Source organism: Streptomyces viridosporus, from assembly GCF_002078235.1.
GTDB lineage: Bacteria > Actinomycetota > Actinomycetes > Streptomycetales > Streptomycetaceae > Streptomyces > Streptomyces viridosporus.
This window is the reverse complement of the sequence record NZ_MSGP01000380.1, coordinates 1-14,374: the sequence shown is the minus strand read 5'-3', so window position 1 is coordinate 14,374 and position 14,374 is coordinate 1. Positions and strand designations below refer to the sequence as shown.

Here is a 14,374-nt window from a genome sequence, read left to right as displayed (position 1 = left end):
GGGAGGGGGTGCGGGGGATTCACTCGGAGGGCTGAGCATTTTACGCGGACACGGGGTACTAGAGGGCTCTACGCCCGTACTTCCCGGAGGCCCTTTCGTGAACTCGTTCGTGCACAAGACCCTGGTGGTGGAGCTCCAGGCGGGCGTCACGGACCGCTTCGCCGTGCTCGCCCACCTGAGTTACGACCCCTCCGACCCGTTCGCCGTCACCGTCGTCTTCAGCCATGACGGCCGGGTCCTCGCCCGCTGGCAGCTGGACCGGGAGATGGTCACCGACGGTCTCACCCACCCGGTGGGGGTCGGGGACGTGCGGCTGTGCCCGGAGTCCCGGGGCGTGGGGCGGGAGCTGCGGATGGAGTTCCTCGGTGAGGCCCGTGCCGACGGCGGCCGGCACCGTGCGGTGGTGTTCGCCTGGGCCGAGACGATCGGCGACTTCCTGCACGAGACCCACCGGCTGGTCCCGCCGGGGCGCGAGGAGGTCCGCGTCGACGACTTCCTCGCGGACGTGCTCGCGGGGAGCTGAGCCGCGGGCGTACGGCTCAGCGTGTCGTGTGCCGGTGCCGGGCCCACATCGGCAGGCCGAACCAGCACAGCAGGTACCAGCACACCACTCCGGCGACCAGGTACGGGACGAAGCCGTCGTGCGTCGCCACGCGCAGGATCAGCAGCAGCGAGGCGCTGGTGGTGGCCAGCAGCAGGAACAGGCCGAGCAGGGTCAGCCGGGAGGCCCACCGCACCGCCTCCGGTTTGATGCGCCGCCCGGAGACGAGGCGGTGCAGCGTCACCGGGCCGATGAGCGCACCGGTGGCGCACGCCCCGAGGACGACGGTGACGATGTAGATCTTCTGGTCGGTGTCGGACAGCTCCTCGTACTTCGGGGTGAACACGACGGTCAGCAGGAAACCGAAGAGGATCTGGACCCCCATCTGGGCGACGCGGACCTCCTGGATGAGCTCCTGCCACATCCGGTCCGCTCTCTCGTCCTCGGTCTCGTTGCGCCCCCGGCGCCTGCTCCGCCCCTGCTCCGCGTCCGGCACGGTGCACCTCCCTGGGTGAGTGACGTCCTCCTCCCGAGAGTTCCCCCTCCGGTGCCGTCCTCCTCCCGGTCGGGCCGCGGTTTGGGGGTGCGGCGCGCGGTTACACGGACCGCGGCGCCGGCGCGGCGCCGACACCGAGGCCAGGAGGTCGTGGCACGTATGTCCGATACCCAGCTCACCGTGACGCTCAGCGGCGGGGACCCCGACGACGCACGCACGGTCGTCCGGGCCCTGGAGGGGGCGTTCGGGACGCCGGACCAGTCGCCCTCCGGCGAGGAGGCGACGGTCCGTGTGGCGACGTTCACCGGGGAGGGACGGCAGGAGGCCCCTCACACGGACGCCGGCCGCCTCTCGGCGCCGGTGAACGTCACCGTGCAGGGCACCCCGGAGGCGGTGCGGCGGGCGAGCGACACGCTCACGCGGGCCTTCTCGGCACGCGACGAAGGCACCGCGTCCGGCGACCAGGAGCAGGAGAGGCAGCTGCTCCTGGAGCCGTGATCCCCCGCGGGTCCCGGGTCACCAGCGGGTCGCGACCTGGTCCTCGATGCGCCGCTCGTAGAGGTCGCGGATCGCCGCGAGCGTCGCGCCGGACAGCTCCGGCAGCCGGGCGGCGGCCGCGTTGGCGCGGGCCTGCTCGGGCGAGCGGGCACCGGGGATGACGGTGGTGACGCCGGGCTGCTGGATGATCCAGCGCAGCGCCAGCTGGGCCGGCGTGTACCCCTCGGGGGTGAGCGCGGCGAACTCCGCGGCGGCCTCGACACCCGTCGCGTAGTCGACGCCGGAGAAGGTCTCGCCCTGGTCGAAGGACTCGCCGTGCCGGTTGAAGGTGCGGTGGTCGTTCTCCGGGAAGACGGTGTCCTTGGTGTACTTGCCCGACAGCAGCCCGGAGGCGAGCGGGACCCGGGCGATGATGCCGACGCCGGCCTCGCGGGCGGCCGGGAGCACCTCGCGCAGCGGTTTCATCCGGAACGGGTTGAGGATGATCTGCACGCTCGCCACGTTCGGCCGGGCGATCGCGGCCAGCGCCTCGGCGCAGGTCTCCACGCTGACCCCGTAGGCGGCGACGCGCTCCTCCGCCACCAGCGTGTCGAGGGCGTCGAAGACCTCGTCGCGGGAGTAGACGGGGGTGGGCGGGCAGTGCAGCTGCACCAGGTCGATGCGGTCGACGCCGAGGTTGCGCCGCGAGCGGTCGTTCCAGGCGCGGAAGTTGTCCAGGACGTAGTTCTCGGGGATCTGCTCGACCCGGCGGCCCATCTTGGTGGCGACCAGCACGTGCAGGTCGGGCCGGCCGGCCAGGAACGACGCGATGGTCTGCTCGCTGCGCCCGTCGCCGTACACGTCGGCGGTGTCGAAGAAGGTGACTCCGGACTCGGCCGCGGTCTCCAGGACCGTCAGGGCCTCCTTGTCGTCGACGTCGCCCCAGTCCGCTCCGAGTTGCCACGTGCCGAGACCGACCACGGAGGCGTGCTGACCCGACCTGTCGAATGTGCGCTCGTCCATGGGGTCAGTCTGTCATCCGCCACGGCGGGCGGCAGCGGCGCCCGCCGCGTCGTCGACCTGTGCGGAATCCTGCGGCCGCGGCACGGCACGGCTCCGGCGGACCTGCCGGACCGCGCGCCGCACCGCGCCCTCGACGCCCGGTCAGGCGCTCACGGCGGTCCGGCACTCGGGGTGGCCCCAGCCCTTGTCGTTCTTGGCGATGGGTTCACCGGCGGCGTAGGAGCGGCCGCACGGGCAGCGGCCGGGGAACTTCGCCTTGATGGTGCGGGACGACGAGCCGCCGCCGCGCGGCCGGGACGCCTTGGCCGCACCGGACCCGCGCTTCGCGGCACCGGTCCGCGGGGTGTCCGGGGACGGCGGCGGTTCGGGCGAGCCCAGCTCGCTGCCGGCGTTCTGCTGGGTGGTGGCCGCCTGGCTGGCGGCGCGGTCGGCGAAGTCGTTGAGCCGGTCGCCGTCGACCTGGTGGGCCGGGACGTAGCGGAACTCCACCGAGCGGCCCTGCAGGAGGGCGTCGATGCGGACGACGAGTTCCTGGTTGGCGACCGGTTTGCCGGCCGCCGTGCGCCAGCCGTTGCGCTTCCAGCCGGGCAGCCAGGTGGTGACGGCCTTCATGGCGTACTGCGAGTCCATCCGGACCTCGAGCGGCACGGCCGGGTCGGTCGACGCCAGCAGCCGCTCCAGCGCCGTGAGTTCGGCGACGTTGTTGGTGGCTCTGCCGAGCGCCCCCGCCTCCCAGTGGACCGGGGTCTCGGAGGCGTCGGCCACCACCCAGGCCCAGCCGGCGGGCCCGGGGTTTCCCTTGCAAGCCCCGTCGCACGCGGCCACAACACGTTCACGCATGCGCTCGATCATGCCATGGCCGGACGGGGTGCCCGTCCCGGCCGGGCGGACCGCCGGGGCGCCCGGCCGTTCCCGCCGTCCCGCCCGCCGCGGCCGTGGTGCCGATCACCGAGGAGTCGGTGCCTGCGGGTCGCCGATCGCCGCGAACCGGCTCGAAGGGGGCACCGCACGGCGGGAGGGACACGATCCGTTCTGAAGCGCGTCTTCCCGGCCGACCCCGGTTGTGCTTGCCTGGGGAGCCGTTTCACCGGCCGGGGCGGGAGTCGCCGTATGCGCAGACCGTGGATCGCGGGAGTGGTGCTGGCCGGCGTGCTGCTCGGCGCGTGCACGGACCCGTCGTCCGGACCGGGGGCCGAGCCGCCGCCGCTCGCCTCGCCGAAGGCGTCGGCCACCACGCACCAGCGGCCCGTCGCCTCCCCGAGTGCCGCGCCCGGGAAACCGCCGGTGGTGCTGTACCTCGGGGACTCGCTGGCGATGGAGAGCCAGGAGGTCCTCGGCGGGCGACTGCGCGCGGAGCTGCGCGCCCGCTACACGAGCGCGCCCTACTCGGGCACCACCCTCTGCGACTACCTGGAGGGTTCCGCCGAGCGGTCCCTCGTGCCGGCCCCGGACAAGGCGGCGGCGCTGGTGCGCTCGTTGAAGCCGGACTACGTGGTGCTGCAGTTCTGGGGCAACGCCTGGGACTACACGCCGTGCATGGACGGGATCGCGCACGGCACCTCGCGGGAGAGGTACTTCGAGCGGTACGCGGCCGACGCGCGACGGCTCACCGAGCAGATCGCCGCTGCCGGGGGGTCCCGGCGGCCCCGGATCGTCTGGGTGCTGCAGGGACCCGACCCGATCACCCCCGACCGGGTCCGCCGGGTCAACGCGCTCTACGAGGAGCGGGCCGCCGCCTCCGGCGACCTCGTCGCGGACGCGGGACGGACGGTGAGTCCGGCGGGAGCGCGGTACTCCTGGACGCAGTACCTGCCGTGCGACGCCCACGAGCGGGCCCACCCCGACTACTGCACCCAGCCCGGCCGCGACCGCACGGCCCTGCACCGGGACGACGACTACCTGCACTTCTGTCTGGCGCCCACCACGTCCGATCCGAAGCCCTGCCCGGTCCGCTCCCCCGGGATCCTGCGCATGGCGCGGGAGATCACGCGCGTGATCGGGGAGCACGTCCGCACGGGCCGGCCGGCGGGGTGAAATCCGTTCGACACGGCGTGCGTCCGTTGCTGGGATGGGCGGCATGTGTGCCGTGAGGATGCACCCCGACGAGGTGGACGTCGACGCCGCGCTGGTCGGCCGGCTGGTCGCCGGCCGGTTCCCCCGGTGGGCCGGGCTGCCGGTGGAGCGGCTGCGGTCGTCGGGGACCGAGAACGCCATGTTCCGTCTCGGCCCGGACCTGGTGGTGCGGCTCCCCCGTCATCCCGGTGCCGTGGAGGGCGTGGCGCACGAGCAGCGGTGGCTGCCCCGTCTCGGCCCGCTCCTGCCGTTCGCCGCGCCCGAACCGCTCGGGCGGGGCGGGCCCGGTGAGGGCTTCCCGTGGCCCTGGTCGGTGTACCGCTGGCTGGACGGCGCCAACCCGGTCGCGGGGGCGCTCGACGACCCCGTGTCGCTCGCCCGGGACCTGGCGGCGTTCGTCACCGCGCTGCGCGGCGTCGACGCGACGGGCGGACCTCCGTGCCACCGGGGCGTCCCCCTGGCGCACCGGGACGTTCCGACGCGCGAGGCGATCGCGCGGCTGGCGGGGCGGGTCGACACCGACGCGGTGACCGCGCTGTGGGAGGAGGCGCTGGGGGTCCCGGAGCACGCCGGTGCGCCGGTGTGGGCGCACGGTGATCTGTCGCCGGGGAACGTGCTGGTCGGCGGCGGACGGCTGACGGCGGTGATCGACTTCGGCAGCGTGGGGGTGGGCGACCCCGCGGTGGACCTGATCGTCGCCTGGAACCTGCTGCCCACCGAGGCGCGCGGCGCCTTCCGCGCGGCGGTGGGCGCCGACGAGGCCCAGTGGGCACGCGGGCGGGGCTGGGCGCTGTCGATCGCGCTCATCGCGCTGCCGTACTACTGGGACACCAACCCGCCGCTCGCGGCGAACTCACGCCATGTGATCGAGGAGATCCTGGCCGAACGGGGATAGGGGCGGGGCCGGCCGTGCGCCGGACGGGGGCCCTGCCCCGGCCGTCACTCGCCCGCGTACGCCTTCTCCAGCTCCGCGATGTCGAGCTTGCCCATCGACATCATGGCCTTCATCGCACGGCCCGCCTTCTCCGTGTCCGGGTCGTTGATCATCTCGATGAGCCGTGCCGGGGTGACCTGCCAGGAGACGCCGAACCGGTCCTTGAGCCAGCCGCACGGGCCGTGTTCGCCGCCGCCCTCGACGAGACGGTCCCAGTAGTGGTCGACCTCGGCCTGGTCGGCGCAGTCGATCTGGAAGGAGACCGCCTCGTCGAACGTGAACTCGGGCCCTCCGTTCAGCGCGACGAACTTCTGGCCGTTGGCCGTGAACTCCACGGTCAGGACGGTGCCCTCGGGGCCGGGACCGGCCTCGGTGTGCCGGAGGATCCGGCCGATGCCCGAGTCCTCGAAGAGGGAGACGTAGAAGTTCGCGGCCTCCTCGGCCCGGCCGTCGAACCAGAGACACGTGGTGAATCCGCCGGTGGTCATGAGTACCTCCTGGGTGGGGAACGCGGTCATCGGTGCCGACCCGTTTGCGCCGGAGAACTCATCGGCGGGCCGCGAAACAATTCGAAGGCGCCGTCACGGGCCGCGTCGCGCGGCCCGCCGAGCCGTCGGCCGTGCCGACGGCGCTCACCCTGTTCCCGGCCGAGTCGCGGGTCCCGCCGCGGCACGGGGCGGAGCGCACGGAGAACCCGGTGCGCCGGACGGAGTCCGATCGGGGCGGGCGCTTCGCGGCGGTGGAGGAGCCGGACCTGCTGGTGGGCGAAGTGCGGGCGTTCTTCCGGGAGTCGAGGAGCAGACAGGCCGGACGGGCGCTCTGCCCGCGGCGAATCTGCCACGGGCAGAGAAAGGCCCGCGGTCCCCCGCCGCCGGTCAAGAGTGGAGGCACGCGGCCGCACCGGCCGCGTGTCCGACGAGCGACCACCAGGAGCGTCCCATGTCTGCACTCACCGCCGGCCCACGGTCGGTCCCGCCGCCCCGGGCCGAGGAGGGCGACACCCCGCCGACCCGGTTCGACGACCTCCTCGCCGACCGGTTGCTGGCCCAGCGGATCGTGCTGCTGGGCACCCAGGTCGACGAGGTGTCCGCGAACCGGGTGTGCGCGCAGTTGCTGATCCTGTCCGCGGAGGACCCGCGCACCGACATCAGCCTGTACGTCAACAGCCCCGGCGGCTCCGTGCACGCGGGTCTGGCGATCTACGACACGATGCGGCTGATCCCGAACGACGTCTCGACGCTCGCCATGGGGTTCGCGGCCAGCATGGGCCAGTTCCTGCTGAGCGTGGGCACGGCCGGCAAGCGGTACGCCCTGCCGAACGCGCGGATCATGATGCACCAGCCGTCGGCGGGGATCGGCGGCACCACCGCCGACATCGAGATCCAGGCGGAGAACCTGGAGTTCACCAAGCGGACCATCGAGCGGATCACCGCCGAGCACACCGGGCAGTCCCCGGAGACCGTCTCCCGGGACGGCGACCGGGACCGCTGGTTCACGGCCGAGGAGGCCAGGGAGTACGGAATGGTGGACCGGGTGGTGGAGTCGCTCGCCGACGTCCGCCCGGCCGCGACCCGGCGCAGGATGGGGCTGCAGTGATGGGGACGTACACGATTCCGAACGTCGTCGAGCGCACCGCGCAGGGCGAGCGGTCCTACGACGTCTTCAGCCGACTGCTGTCCGAGCGGATCGTCTTCCTCGGAACGGAGATCGACGACGGGGTCGCCAATGTGGTCATCGCACAGCTCCTCCACCTGGAGTCGGCGGCTCCGGAGAGCGAGATCGCGATCTACCTCAACTCCCCCGGCGGCTCGGTCACCTCGCTCATGGCGATCTACGACACGATGACCTTCGTGCAGGCGCCGGTCTCGACCTTCTGCATCGGACAGGCGGCGTCCACGGCGGCCGTGCTGCTGGCCGGCGGGGATCCGGGGCGGCGGTTCGTGCTGGAGCACGCGCGGGTGCTGCTGGGCCAGCCGGCCACCGGCGGCGCGCGGGGCACGGTCTCCGACCTGTCGCTCCGGGCCCAGGAGATGGTGCGGATCCGCTCCCAGGTGGAGGAGGTGCTGTCCCGGCACACGCACCACGACGTGGCGACACTGCGGGCGGACATGGACCGCGACAAGGTGTTCACGGCGCAGGAGGCCGTGGCGTACGGCCTGGCCGACGAGGTGCTGACCCGGCGCCTCCCACGGGGGTGAGGCGCCGGTCCACACGGCACCTCAGGCCGCCAGGCACAGCCCGTCGTACGAGGAGCCGGACCTGCCACGGACCGCGCCGGGCCGGCGGCCGGTGACGCGGACGAGTTCTCCGTGGGCCCGCGCGAGCAGGTCGCCGAGGCCGAGTCCGAGGGCCCGGGCGGCGGCCGCGAGGACCTCCGAGGAGGCCTCCTTGCGGCCCCGCTCCACCTCCGACAGGTACGGCACCGAGATCCGGGCCGCTTCGGCGACGTCCTTCAGGGTCCGCTCCTGGGCGAGCCGCTCCCCGCGCAGCACGTCGCCCACGAGATCGCGCCACAGCGGCTCTCCGGGAGCGGACGGGGCGGAGGCGGGAGCGGACGGAGCGGGGGCCGGGCCCGGCGGCGCGGCGGCGGCGGGGCGCACGGGCCCCGGGCGTGCGGTCATCGGGCGCACGGTCACCGGGCGCAGGGGAACGGTACGGGCGTGGTTCGGCGCTTGTCGGGTCATCCCTTCAGGTTAGGAATCCCGGTCCCCGGGGGAAGGGAGCGGCATTCCGCCCTGAGTGAAGGAGCCCGCACGGCGTGTCCGGGCACGGCCCGGGGCGCCCCGCGGGCTCCTCCCCCGTACCCTCGGACGTACGAGTGACGAGCGGCCTCCGGCCCGGCGGCCCCGGCACCGGTCGCCGGGCCCGGAAATCGTTCGGAACATCGGAGGAATGGGTCCGCCCGACCCGGGTACCCGCAAGCCCGAAAGGGCCCAGGCACATGCATGTCAGCCGTGACGTCCGTGGGGAGAGGTAATGAAGACCGCCGTGATCCGGTCGCAGGCGCAGGTCGTCGATGAGCACACCGAGGCCGGGACCGGTGACGGAAGCCTGCCCGGAGTGGCGAACCCGCGAACCGTCGCTCCGCGCGACGCCCGGGAGCTGTCCCGTCAGTTCTTCCACCGCCTGGCGGAGCTGGAGGAGGGCACGCACGAGTACCAGTACGCGCGCAACACCCTCATCGAGATGAACATGTCCCTGGTGCGGTTCGCCGCAGGGCGCTTCCGCGGTCGCGGCGACGACATGGACGACATCGTGCAGACCGGCATGATCGGCCTGATCAAGGCCATCGACCGGTTCGAACTGTCGCGCGAGGTCGAGTTCACCTCCTTCGCGCTGCCGTACATCGTCGGCGAGATCAAGCGCTTCTTCCGCGACACGACCTGGGCCGTGCACGTGCCGCGCCGGCTCCAGGAGCTGCGGGTCGAGCTGGCCAAGGCCCGCGAGGAACTCGCCAGCCGGCTGGACCGGGAACCCACCGTCGCCGAGCTGGCCACGCTGATGAACATCACCGAGGACCAGGTCGTCGAGGGGCAGATCGCCGCGAACGGGTACAACTCCTCGTCGCTGGACGCCGCCCTCACCGGTGACGGCCCGGAGAACGGGGAGGCCGTCCTCGCCGACTTCATCGGCGTGGAGGAGGAGGGGCTGCGGCTCGTCGAGGACTTCCACGCGCTCGCCCCGCTCATGGCCGAGCTCAGCGAACGCGACCGGCGGATCATCCACATGCGGTTCGTGGAGGAGGCCACCCAGGCGGAGATCGGCGAGCGTCTGGGCTGCTCGCAGATGCACGTGTCCCGTCTGATCAAGCGGATCATCGCCCGGCTGCGCGAGGGCATGCTGGGCGAGCTCGGCTGCGCCTGACCGACGGTCGACGGCGCGTGGGCGCGGCCGCCCTCCCCGTGCGTGCGGCGGGGGACGGGCGGCGGCGTCCGCGCGCCGTCGACCTGTGCGGAGGAGACCCGTGCGGAGGAGGGGTGGGCCCGTGGTCCTCAGCCGCCGTCGAGACTGAGGACCGCGCGCACGCGCTTGCCGACCGGGACCCGCTCCACGCTGATGTCCCGGGCCAGTGCCCGCACGATCTCCAGCCCGTGCCGGCCGACGCGCCGGGGATCACGGGGGAAGACCCGGGGCAGTGTGGCGCTGCTGTCGTAGACCGCCACCGTGAGCGAGGTGTCCGTGCCCTCCAGCTCCAGGATGTACGGCCCGTTGCTGTACCGGTCGGCGTTGGTGACCAGCTCGCTCACCACCAGCAGGGCCGCGCCGTCGGTCCGCTCGTCGATCGTGGCGCACCACTCGGTCCTCAGTTGCTCCAGGAAGACCGCGGCGAAGGCCCGCGCCTCGGCGATGCATCCCGGCTCGCCGGTGAAGTGTGCCGCCCGCCGCAGCGGTTCCACGGGTACATCGAAACCAGTCGGTATCACTGCCCCGTCCAGGTGGTAGGTCATGCGTTTCTCTCTGGGAAGCCGGGTCGGCCGAATGTTCTGCACCAGTCCTGGTACCCCGAGTCCGGCGGTGCAGTCCCCCTGATCGGTGTTCGCCTCCACGGGGCGGGGAACCCGGACCCCGCCGGGTCCGGCACGGGGCGGACGCCGGCCCGGCGGAAGGGCGTGCCATGAACGAGCTGATGGCGGTGAGGGGTCTGACGACCCTGCCCGTGGTGACGCTGGGCGGCGATGTCGTCGCCCACGTCAAGGACACCGTGTTCGACGCCTCGGCCACCCGGATCACGGGCTTCACCCTCACCGGCCGGACCCTGCTGTCGGGACCGGTGCCGCAGGACCTGCCCTGGCCGGCGGTGCACTGCCTGGGCCACCACGCGGTCATGGTCCGCGGGCGGGAGGCGCTGGTCGACGTGCCGTTGTCGGTGGCGCGCCGGGACGCCCTACGCGGGCGGCTGCTCGGGGCGCAGGTGGTGACCGACGCGGGCGACACGGTCGGCACGGTGCTCGACGTCCTCGTCGAGGGCGGCACCAGCGGCCGCCTCGTCGCCTTCCGGCTCGCCGCGCACCGGGACCTGGTGCACGGCTCCCGGCACCGCCGGCACCGGGTGTACGTGCCGCGGGGCGAGGCGCTGAGCGCCTCCGGCCGGACGCTGGTGGTCCCCGCGCACGCGACCGCCTACGTCACCGACGACCTGCCCGGCTTCACGGCCCGCGCCGGTGCCCGCCACGACCGCGGGAGGGGTGTGCTGCCGTGATGCTGTTCTCGCGGGTGCGCGGGCTGCCCGTCCTGGCCCCGGGCGGCGCGGACCACCTGGGGACCGTGCGGGCGCTGACGGTCGACGCGGCGTCGCGGACGGTCACGCACGTCCGGGTGCGGCGCGGACGGCTGCGCGGGGAGATCGTGCTCGCCCTGGGCGCCGTGGAGGCCGCCGGCCCGGACGGGCTGATCGTGCGCCCGCCGGACGGCGGGCCGTCCGCGACGCCGCACCACGACCTGCTGGGGAGCAGGGTCCTCACCGAGTGCGGTGAGGAGCGCGGCACCGTGCTCGACGCGGCGTTCGACCCGGCCGACGGCCGGATCGAGGCGGTCCTCACGACGTTCGGCGAGGTGCCGGGCGACCGTCTGCTGGGGCTCGGCGACCACGCCCTGGTGGTACGGAGCCGCCGTGCGCACCACCTCTAGCCGTGCGCACCACCTCCAGGGGCGCCTGACGCCTCCCGCCGGTCCCCCGGCCCTCGCTCCGGGCGCGGGCGCCGCGCGCCGTCCGTCCCCCGTGGGTCCATCGTGCGCTCCGGTCCGGCGCCGCCCGCGGGCCGACGCGGACGGACCTCCCGGCGGGCGGCGCCCGCCGCCCCTGCTTAGCGTGACAACGTGAGCGCACCCACCCTCTCCGACCGGGCGGTCGCCCGGCACGGCTGGGCGCAGGCCTTCGTCACGGTGCTCGGCGGACTGGTCGCCATGGGGGCGGTGGCCGCGCTCGGGCTGTGGGCGGCCGGTGCCGCAGACCTGCCGGACGGTTCCTTCCCCCCGGTGGTCGCGGCGATCATGATCATGTCCGTCGGAGGCACCGTGAAGCTCTCCGGGGACATCGGCGTGCTGGCCGGCACGGAGGGCGGCCTGACCGTCCTCCCGCTGTCCGTCACCCTCACCGGGGCGCTGGTCATCGGCTGGGGTTTCCTGCGCCCACTGCGGCACCGGGCGGTCGCCGGGGCGTCCGAGCTGGCCGGGTGGGCCGCGAGGATCGCCGCCCTGTGGCTGCTCGCGCTGCTCGCGCTGGCGCTCGCCGCGCGGCACACGTTCGAGATCTCCCTCGGTGACGGGCCGCTGGGCGATCTCGGTGACCTGTTCGGCATCACGCCCGAGGTCGGTTTCTCCACCGACGTCCCGCCGGCCGTCCTCATCGGCCTGGTCTGGCTGGCCGGGGTGCTGGTGCTGGCCCTGCTGGTGGCGCGCGGCGCCCCGTTGCCGGGCCGGCTGCTGCGGCTGCAGACGTCGGTGCGGCCCGCGGCGCACGCGACGGTGCAGTTGCTGCTCGCCTACGTCGTGATCGGCCTCGCCGTCGCGCTGGCCGTCGCCGCCACGCGCGGCCACCCGGCCGAGACGTTCGCCGTGATCCTGCTCGGGCTGCCCAACGTGGCCTGGCCGGCGCTGACGATCGGGCTCGGCGCCACCTGGGACGGCAGGGTGGAGGGGCCCTTCGGGCTGCCCATGCCGCACGTGCTGGACGAAGTGCTGCGCACGCCGGACGTCACCGCGCTGAACCTGGGCACCCTCGCCGAGCACGACGGCCGGGTGTGGTGGCTGGTGGTGGTCGACGCGGTCCTGCTGCTGGCCACGGCCTTCGTCATGGCGGCGCTGTCCCCGGCCCGGATCCGGCTCTGGCAGCACGCGGTGCACCTGGCGGTGGCCCTGGCGCTCGCGGTCCTGATGATCTGCCTCATGGCCCGGATCGACGCGCGGCTCGGCCTGTCCGTGCTCGGCATCGGCGATCTGGGCGAAGGGTTCTCCGGGCAGGTACTACTGAAACCCCGGCTGTGGAGCGCCCTGGGCCTGGCCCTGCTGTGGGGCCTGGTCACGGGGTTCGTGGGGGCGCTGCTGGAGCGGGAGGTGCGCCGACGGGGCAGGACCGGCCGCTGACGACCGCCGACGGGGTGCGCTCCCGCGGACCGGACAGCGGCCGTGCTCCCACCGCCCGTGAGGAGGCGGAGGACGCCGCCCGTGACGGAGGCGGAGGACGCCGTCCGCCCCACCGCCCCGAAGCCCGTCCCGCCCGCGTCGAGGACGGGGACGACGTGCGGGGACCGGGAGCAGGGGCCGTCGTCGGCGGCCCCTGCTTCACTTCCGCATCACGGCCGGCTCGTGGCGCCGCAGCAGACGGAACACCAGCAGACCGAAGAGCAGCGACAGGGCGAGCAGCATGCCGACGGAGAGCAGCCACACGTCCGCCGTGTGTGCGAAGAGCGGGTCGTGGTCGCCGGGCGCGAACGCGGGCAGGTCGATGGTGGACGCCATCGCGGCGAACCCCCAGCGGGCGGGCACCAGCCAGGCCAGCTGCTCCAGCACCAGCACGTTCTCGAGCGGCAGCAGGGCACCGCAGAAGACGACCTGGACGATGGCGAGCAGCACCAGCAGCGGCATCGTCACCTCCTCCTTGCGCACCACCGCGGAGACCAGCAGCCCGAGCATCATCGCGTTGAAGGCGAGCAGCGCGACGGCGACGGTGATCTCGACAAGGGGCGGCATCAACACGCCTTCACCGCCAGGTGCGTTCAGGTCCACGCCGAGCAGCGCGACGAGGGTCAGCACCACGGCCTGGAGCACGGTGACCGTGCCGAGCACGACCACCTTGGACATCAGGTACGCCGATCTGGACAGGCCCACGGCCCGTTCGCGCTGGTAGATCACCCGTTCCTTGACGAGTTCGCGCACCGCGTTGGCCGCGCCGGTGAGGACCGCGCCGACGCACAGGATGAGCAGGGCGTTCAGCGCGGACCTGCGGGTCAGCTCACTGCCCGCGAGGGCCCGCGCCATGGCGCCCATCACGAACGGCAGCGCGATCATGATGGCGAGGAAGGTGCGGTCCACGGCGAGCGCGGCGGTGTAGCGGCGGACCAGGGTGCGGAGCTGGGCGCCCCAGCCGCGGGGCTTGGGCGGGAGCCCCACGTCGACCGGCGCCTCGCGGGGCCGCTGGGGCTGGGCGGCGGCCCCGACGACGTATCGCCGGTGGAAGGGCGAGTCGCGGTACTGCCCCGCCCAGTCCCGGTCCTTCTGCTGCTCGAACGCCTCGAAGGCCTCCGGCCAGTGCTCGAAGCCGAAGAAGGCGAGGGCGTCGCCGGGCGGGCCGTAGTAGGCGGTCCTGCCGCCGGGGGCGAGGACGAGGAGGCGGTCGCAGACGTCCAGGCTGAGCACGCTGTGGGTGACGACGATGACGGTCCGGCCGTCGTCGGCGAGGCCGCGCAGCATGTGCATCACCGAGCGGTCCATGCCGGGGTCGAGGCCCGAGGTCGGCTCGTCGAGGAAGAGCAGCGACGGCTTGGTCAGCAGTTCCAGCGCGACGCTGACCCGTTTGCGCTGTCCGCCGGAGAGGCTGTGCACATGCTGGCGGGTCCGCTCCTCCAGGCCGAGTTCGCGGATCACCTCGTCGACCCGGGCCCGCCGCTCGGCCTTGGCGGTGTCCTGCGGGAACCGCAGCTCGGCGGCGTAGGACAGGGCGGCGTGGACGGTCAGCTGGGTGTGCAGGATGTCGTCCTGGGGGACGAGGCCGATGCGCTGGCGCAGCTCTGCGTAGTCGTGGTAGAGGTCGCGGCCGTCGTAGAGGACGGTGCCGTGGTCGGCGGGGCGCTGGCCGGTGAGCGCGTTCATCAGGGTGGACTTGCCGGAGCCG

The 14,374-nt window shown here is 73.6% G+C and carries 17 protein-coding genes; 10 read left to right on the top strand and 7 right to left on the bottom strand.

Annotated features, from left to right (window positions below; genetic code table 11):
• The first annotated feature begins 97 nt into the window (after positions 1 to 97).
• Entirely contained in the window at positions 98 to 523 is a 426-nt protein-coding gene (locus tag B7L92_RS26095) for an SsgA family sporulation/cell division regulator (protein WP_081239837.1), read from the top strand.
• A gap of 16 nt (positions 524 to 539) precedes the next feature.
• Here the strand turns inward: B7L92_RS26095 and B7L92_RS26090 are convergent, their stop codons facing one another.
• Entirely contained in the window at positions 540 to 1,037 is a 498-nt protein-coding gene (locus B7L92_RS26090; RefSeq protein ID WP_081239836.1) for a DUF6328 family protein, read from the bottom strand.
• 159 nt (positions 1,038 to 1,196) lie between these two features.
• Between B7L92_RS26090 and B7L92_RS26085 the strand changes: the two genes are divergently transcribed.
• A complete protein-coding gene (locus tag B7L92_RS26085) occupies positions 1,197 to 1,535 on the top strand; it encodes a hypothetical protein (RefSeq protein WP_081239835.1) in 339 nt (112 codons plus the stop codon).
• A gap of 18 nt (positions 1,536 to 1,553) precedes the next feature.
• Here B7L92_RS26085 and B7L92_RS26080 read toward each other — a convergent pair whose 3' ends face one another.
• Together B7L92_RS26080 and B7L92_RS26075 are read right to left on the bottom strand one after the other, a co-directional pair.
• Entirely contained in the window at positions 1,554 to 2,537 is a 984-nt protein-coding gene (locus B7L92_RS26080) for an aldo/keto reductase (protein ID WP_081239834.1), read from the bottom strand.
• Positions 2,538 to 2,678: 141 nt separating this feature from the next.
• Positions 2,679 to 3,389: a ribonuclease H family protein gene (locus B7L92_RS26075; RefSeq protein WP_081239833.1), complete on the bottom strand. Its 711-nt coding sequence runs from the start codon at positions 3,387 to 3,389 to the stop codon at positions 2,679 to 2,681.
• A 258-nt stretch (positions 3,390 to 3,647) separates the two neighbouring features.
• Here B7L92_RS26075 and B7L92_RS26070 point away from each other — a divergent pair, with 258 nt between their 5' ends.
• Together B7L92_RS26070 and B7L92_RS26065 are read left to right on the top strand one after the other, a co-directional pair.
• Positions 3,648 to 4,571: an SGNH/GDSL hydrolase family protein gene (locus B7L92_RS26070; RefSeq protein ID WP_081239832.1), complete on the top strand. Its 924-nt coding sequence runs from the start codon at positions 3,648 to 3,650 to the stop codon at positions 4,569 to 4,571.
• Between the two features lie 43 nt (positions 4,572 to 4,614).
• Positions 4,615 to 5,505 (top strand): aminoglycoside phosphotransferase family protein, encoded by an 891-nt coding sequence (locus tag B7L92_RS26065; protein ID WP_170102240.1) that lies wholly within the window; start codon positions 4,615 to 4,617, stop codon positions 5,503 to 5,505.
• A 44-nt stretch (positions 5,506 to 5,549) separates the two neighbouring features.
• On the opposite strand, the gene B7L92_RS26060 is transcribed toward B7L92_RS26065, so the two are convergent.
• Positions 5,550 to 6,032, bottom strand: a complete 483-nt coding sequence (locus B7L92_RS26060; RefSeq protein ID WP_081239838.1) for a VOC family protein — start codon at positions 6,030 to 6,032, stop codon at positions 5,550 to 5,552.
• Positions 6,033 to 6,483: 451 nt separating this feature from the next.
• On the opposite strand from B7L92_RS26060, the gene B7L92_RS26050 reads away from it, so the two are divergent.
• Together B7L92_RS26050 and B7L92_RS26045 are read left to right on the top strand one after the other, a co-directional pair.
• Positions 6,484 to 7,140, top strand: coding sequence for an ATP-dependent Clp protease proteolytic subunit (locus B7L92_RS26050; RefSeq protein ID WP_081239830.1), 657 nt, complete (start codon positions 6,484 to 6,486; stop codon positions 7,138 to 7,140).
• Positions 7,140 to 7,742, top strand: coding sequence for a ClpP family protease (locus tag B7L92_RS26045; RefSeq protein WP_081239829.1), 603 nt, complete (start codon positions 7,140 to 7,142; stop codon positions 7,740 to 7,742). The genes B7L92_RS26050 and B7L92_RS26045 overlap by 1 nt, the downstream gene beginning before the upstream one ends.
• Before the next feature lie 21 nt (positions 7,743 to 7,763).
• Here B7L92_RS26045 and B7L92_RS43545 read toward each other — a convergent pair whose 3' ends face one another.
• Positions 7,764 to 8,228 (bottom strand): helix-turn-helix domain-containing protein, encoded by a 465-nt coding sequence (locus tag B7L92_RS43545; RefSeq protein WP_081239828.1) that lies wholly within the window; start codon positions 8,226 to 8,228, stop codon positions 7,764 to 7,766.
• 292 nt (positions 8,229 to 8,520) lie between these two features.
• Between B7L92_RS43545 and B7L92_RS26035 the strand changes: the two genes are divergently transcribed.
• Complete coding sequence (locus tag B7L92_RS26035) at positions 8,521 to 9,408, top strand: RNA polymerase sigma factor SigF (RefSeq protein ID WP_081239827.1); 888 nt, start codon at positions 8,521 to 8,523, stop codon at positions 9,406 to 9,408.
• Positions 9,409 to 9,536: 128 nt separating this feature from the next.
• On the opposite strand, the gene B7L92_RS26030 is transcribed toward B7L92_RS26035, so the two are convergent.
• Entirely contained in the window at positions 9,537 to 9,992 is a 456-nt protein-coding gene (locus B7L92_RS26030; RefSeq protein WP_081239826.1) for an ATP-binding protein, read from the bottom strand.
• A 167-nt stretch (positions 9,993 to 10,159) separates the two neighbouring features.
• On the opposite strand from B7L92_RS26030, the gene B7L92_RS26025 reads away from it, so the two are divergent.
• The 3 genes from B7L92_RS26025 to B7L92_RS26015 all read left to right on the top strand — a co-directional run bounded on the left by B7L92_RS26025 (position 10,160) and on the right by B7L92_RS26015 (position 12,627).
• Entirely contained in the window at positions 10,160 to 10,744 is a 585-nt protein-coding gene (locus tag B7L92_RS26025; protein ID WP_081239825.1) for a PRC-barrel domain-containing protein, read from the top strand.
• A complete protein-coding gene (locus tag B7L92_RS26020; RefSeq protein ID WP_081239824.1) occupies positions 10,741 to 11,172 on the top strand; it encodes a PRC-barrel domain-containing protein in 432 nt (143 codons plus the stop codon). The genes B7L92_RS26025 and B7L92_RS26020 overlap by 4 nt, the downstream gene beginning before the upstream one ends.
• A 189-nt stretch (positions 11,173 to 11,361) precedes the next feature.
• On the top strand, positions 11,362 to 12,627 hold the full coding sequence (locus B7L92_RS26015; RefSeq protein WP_081239823.1) for a streptophobe family protein: 1,266 nt from the start codon (positions 11,362 to 11,364) through the stop codon (positions 12,625 to 12,627).
• Between the two features lie 198 nt (positions 12,628 to 12,825).
• Here B7L92_RS26015 and B7L92_RS26010 read toward each other — a convergent pair.
• Positions 12,826 to 14,374 (bottom strand): ATP-binding cassette domain-containing protein (locus B7L92_RS26010; protein ID WP_081239822.1); only part of this gene is annotated, 1,549 nt, incomplete at its 5' end.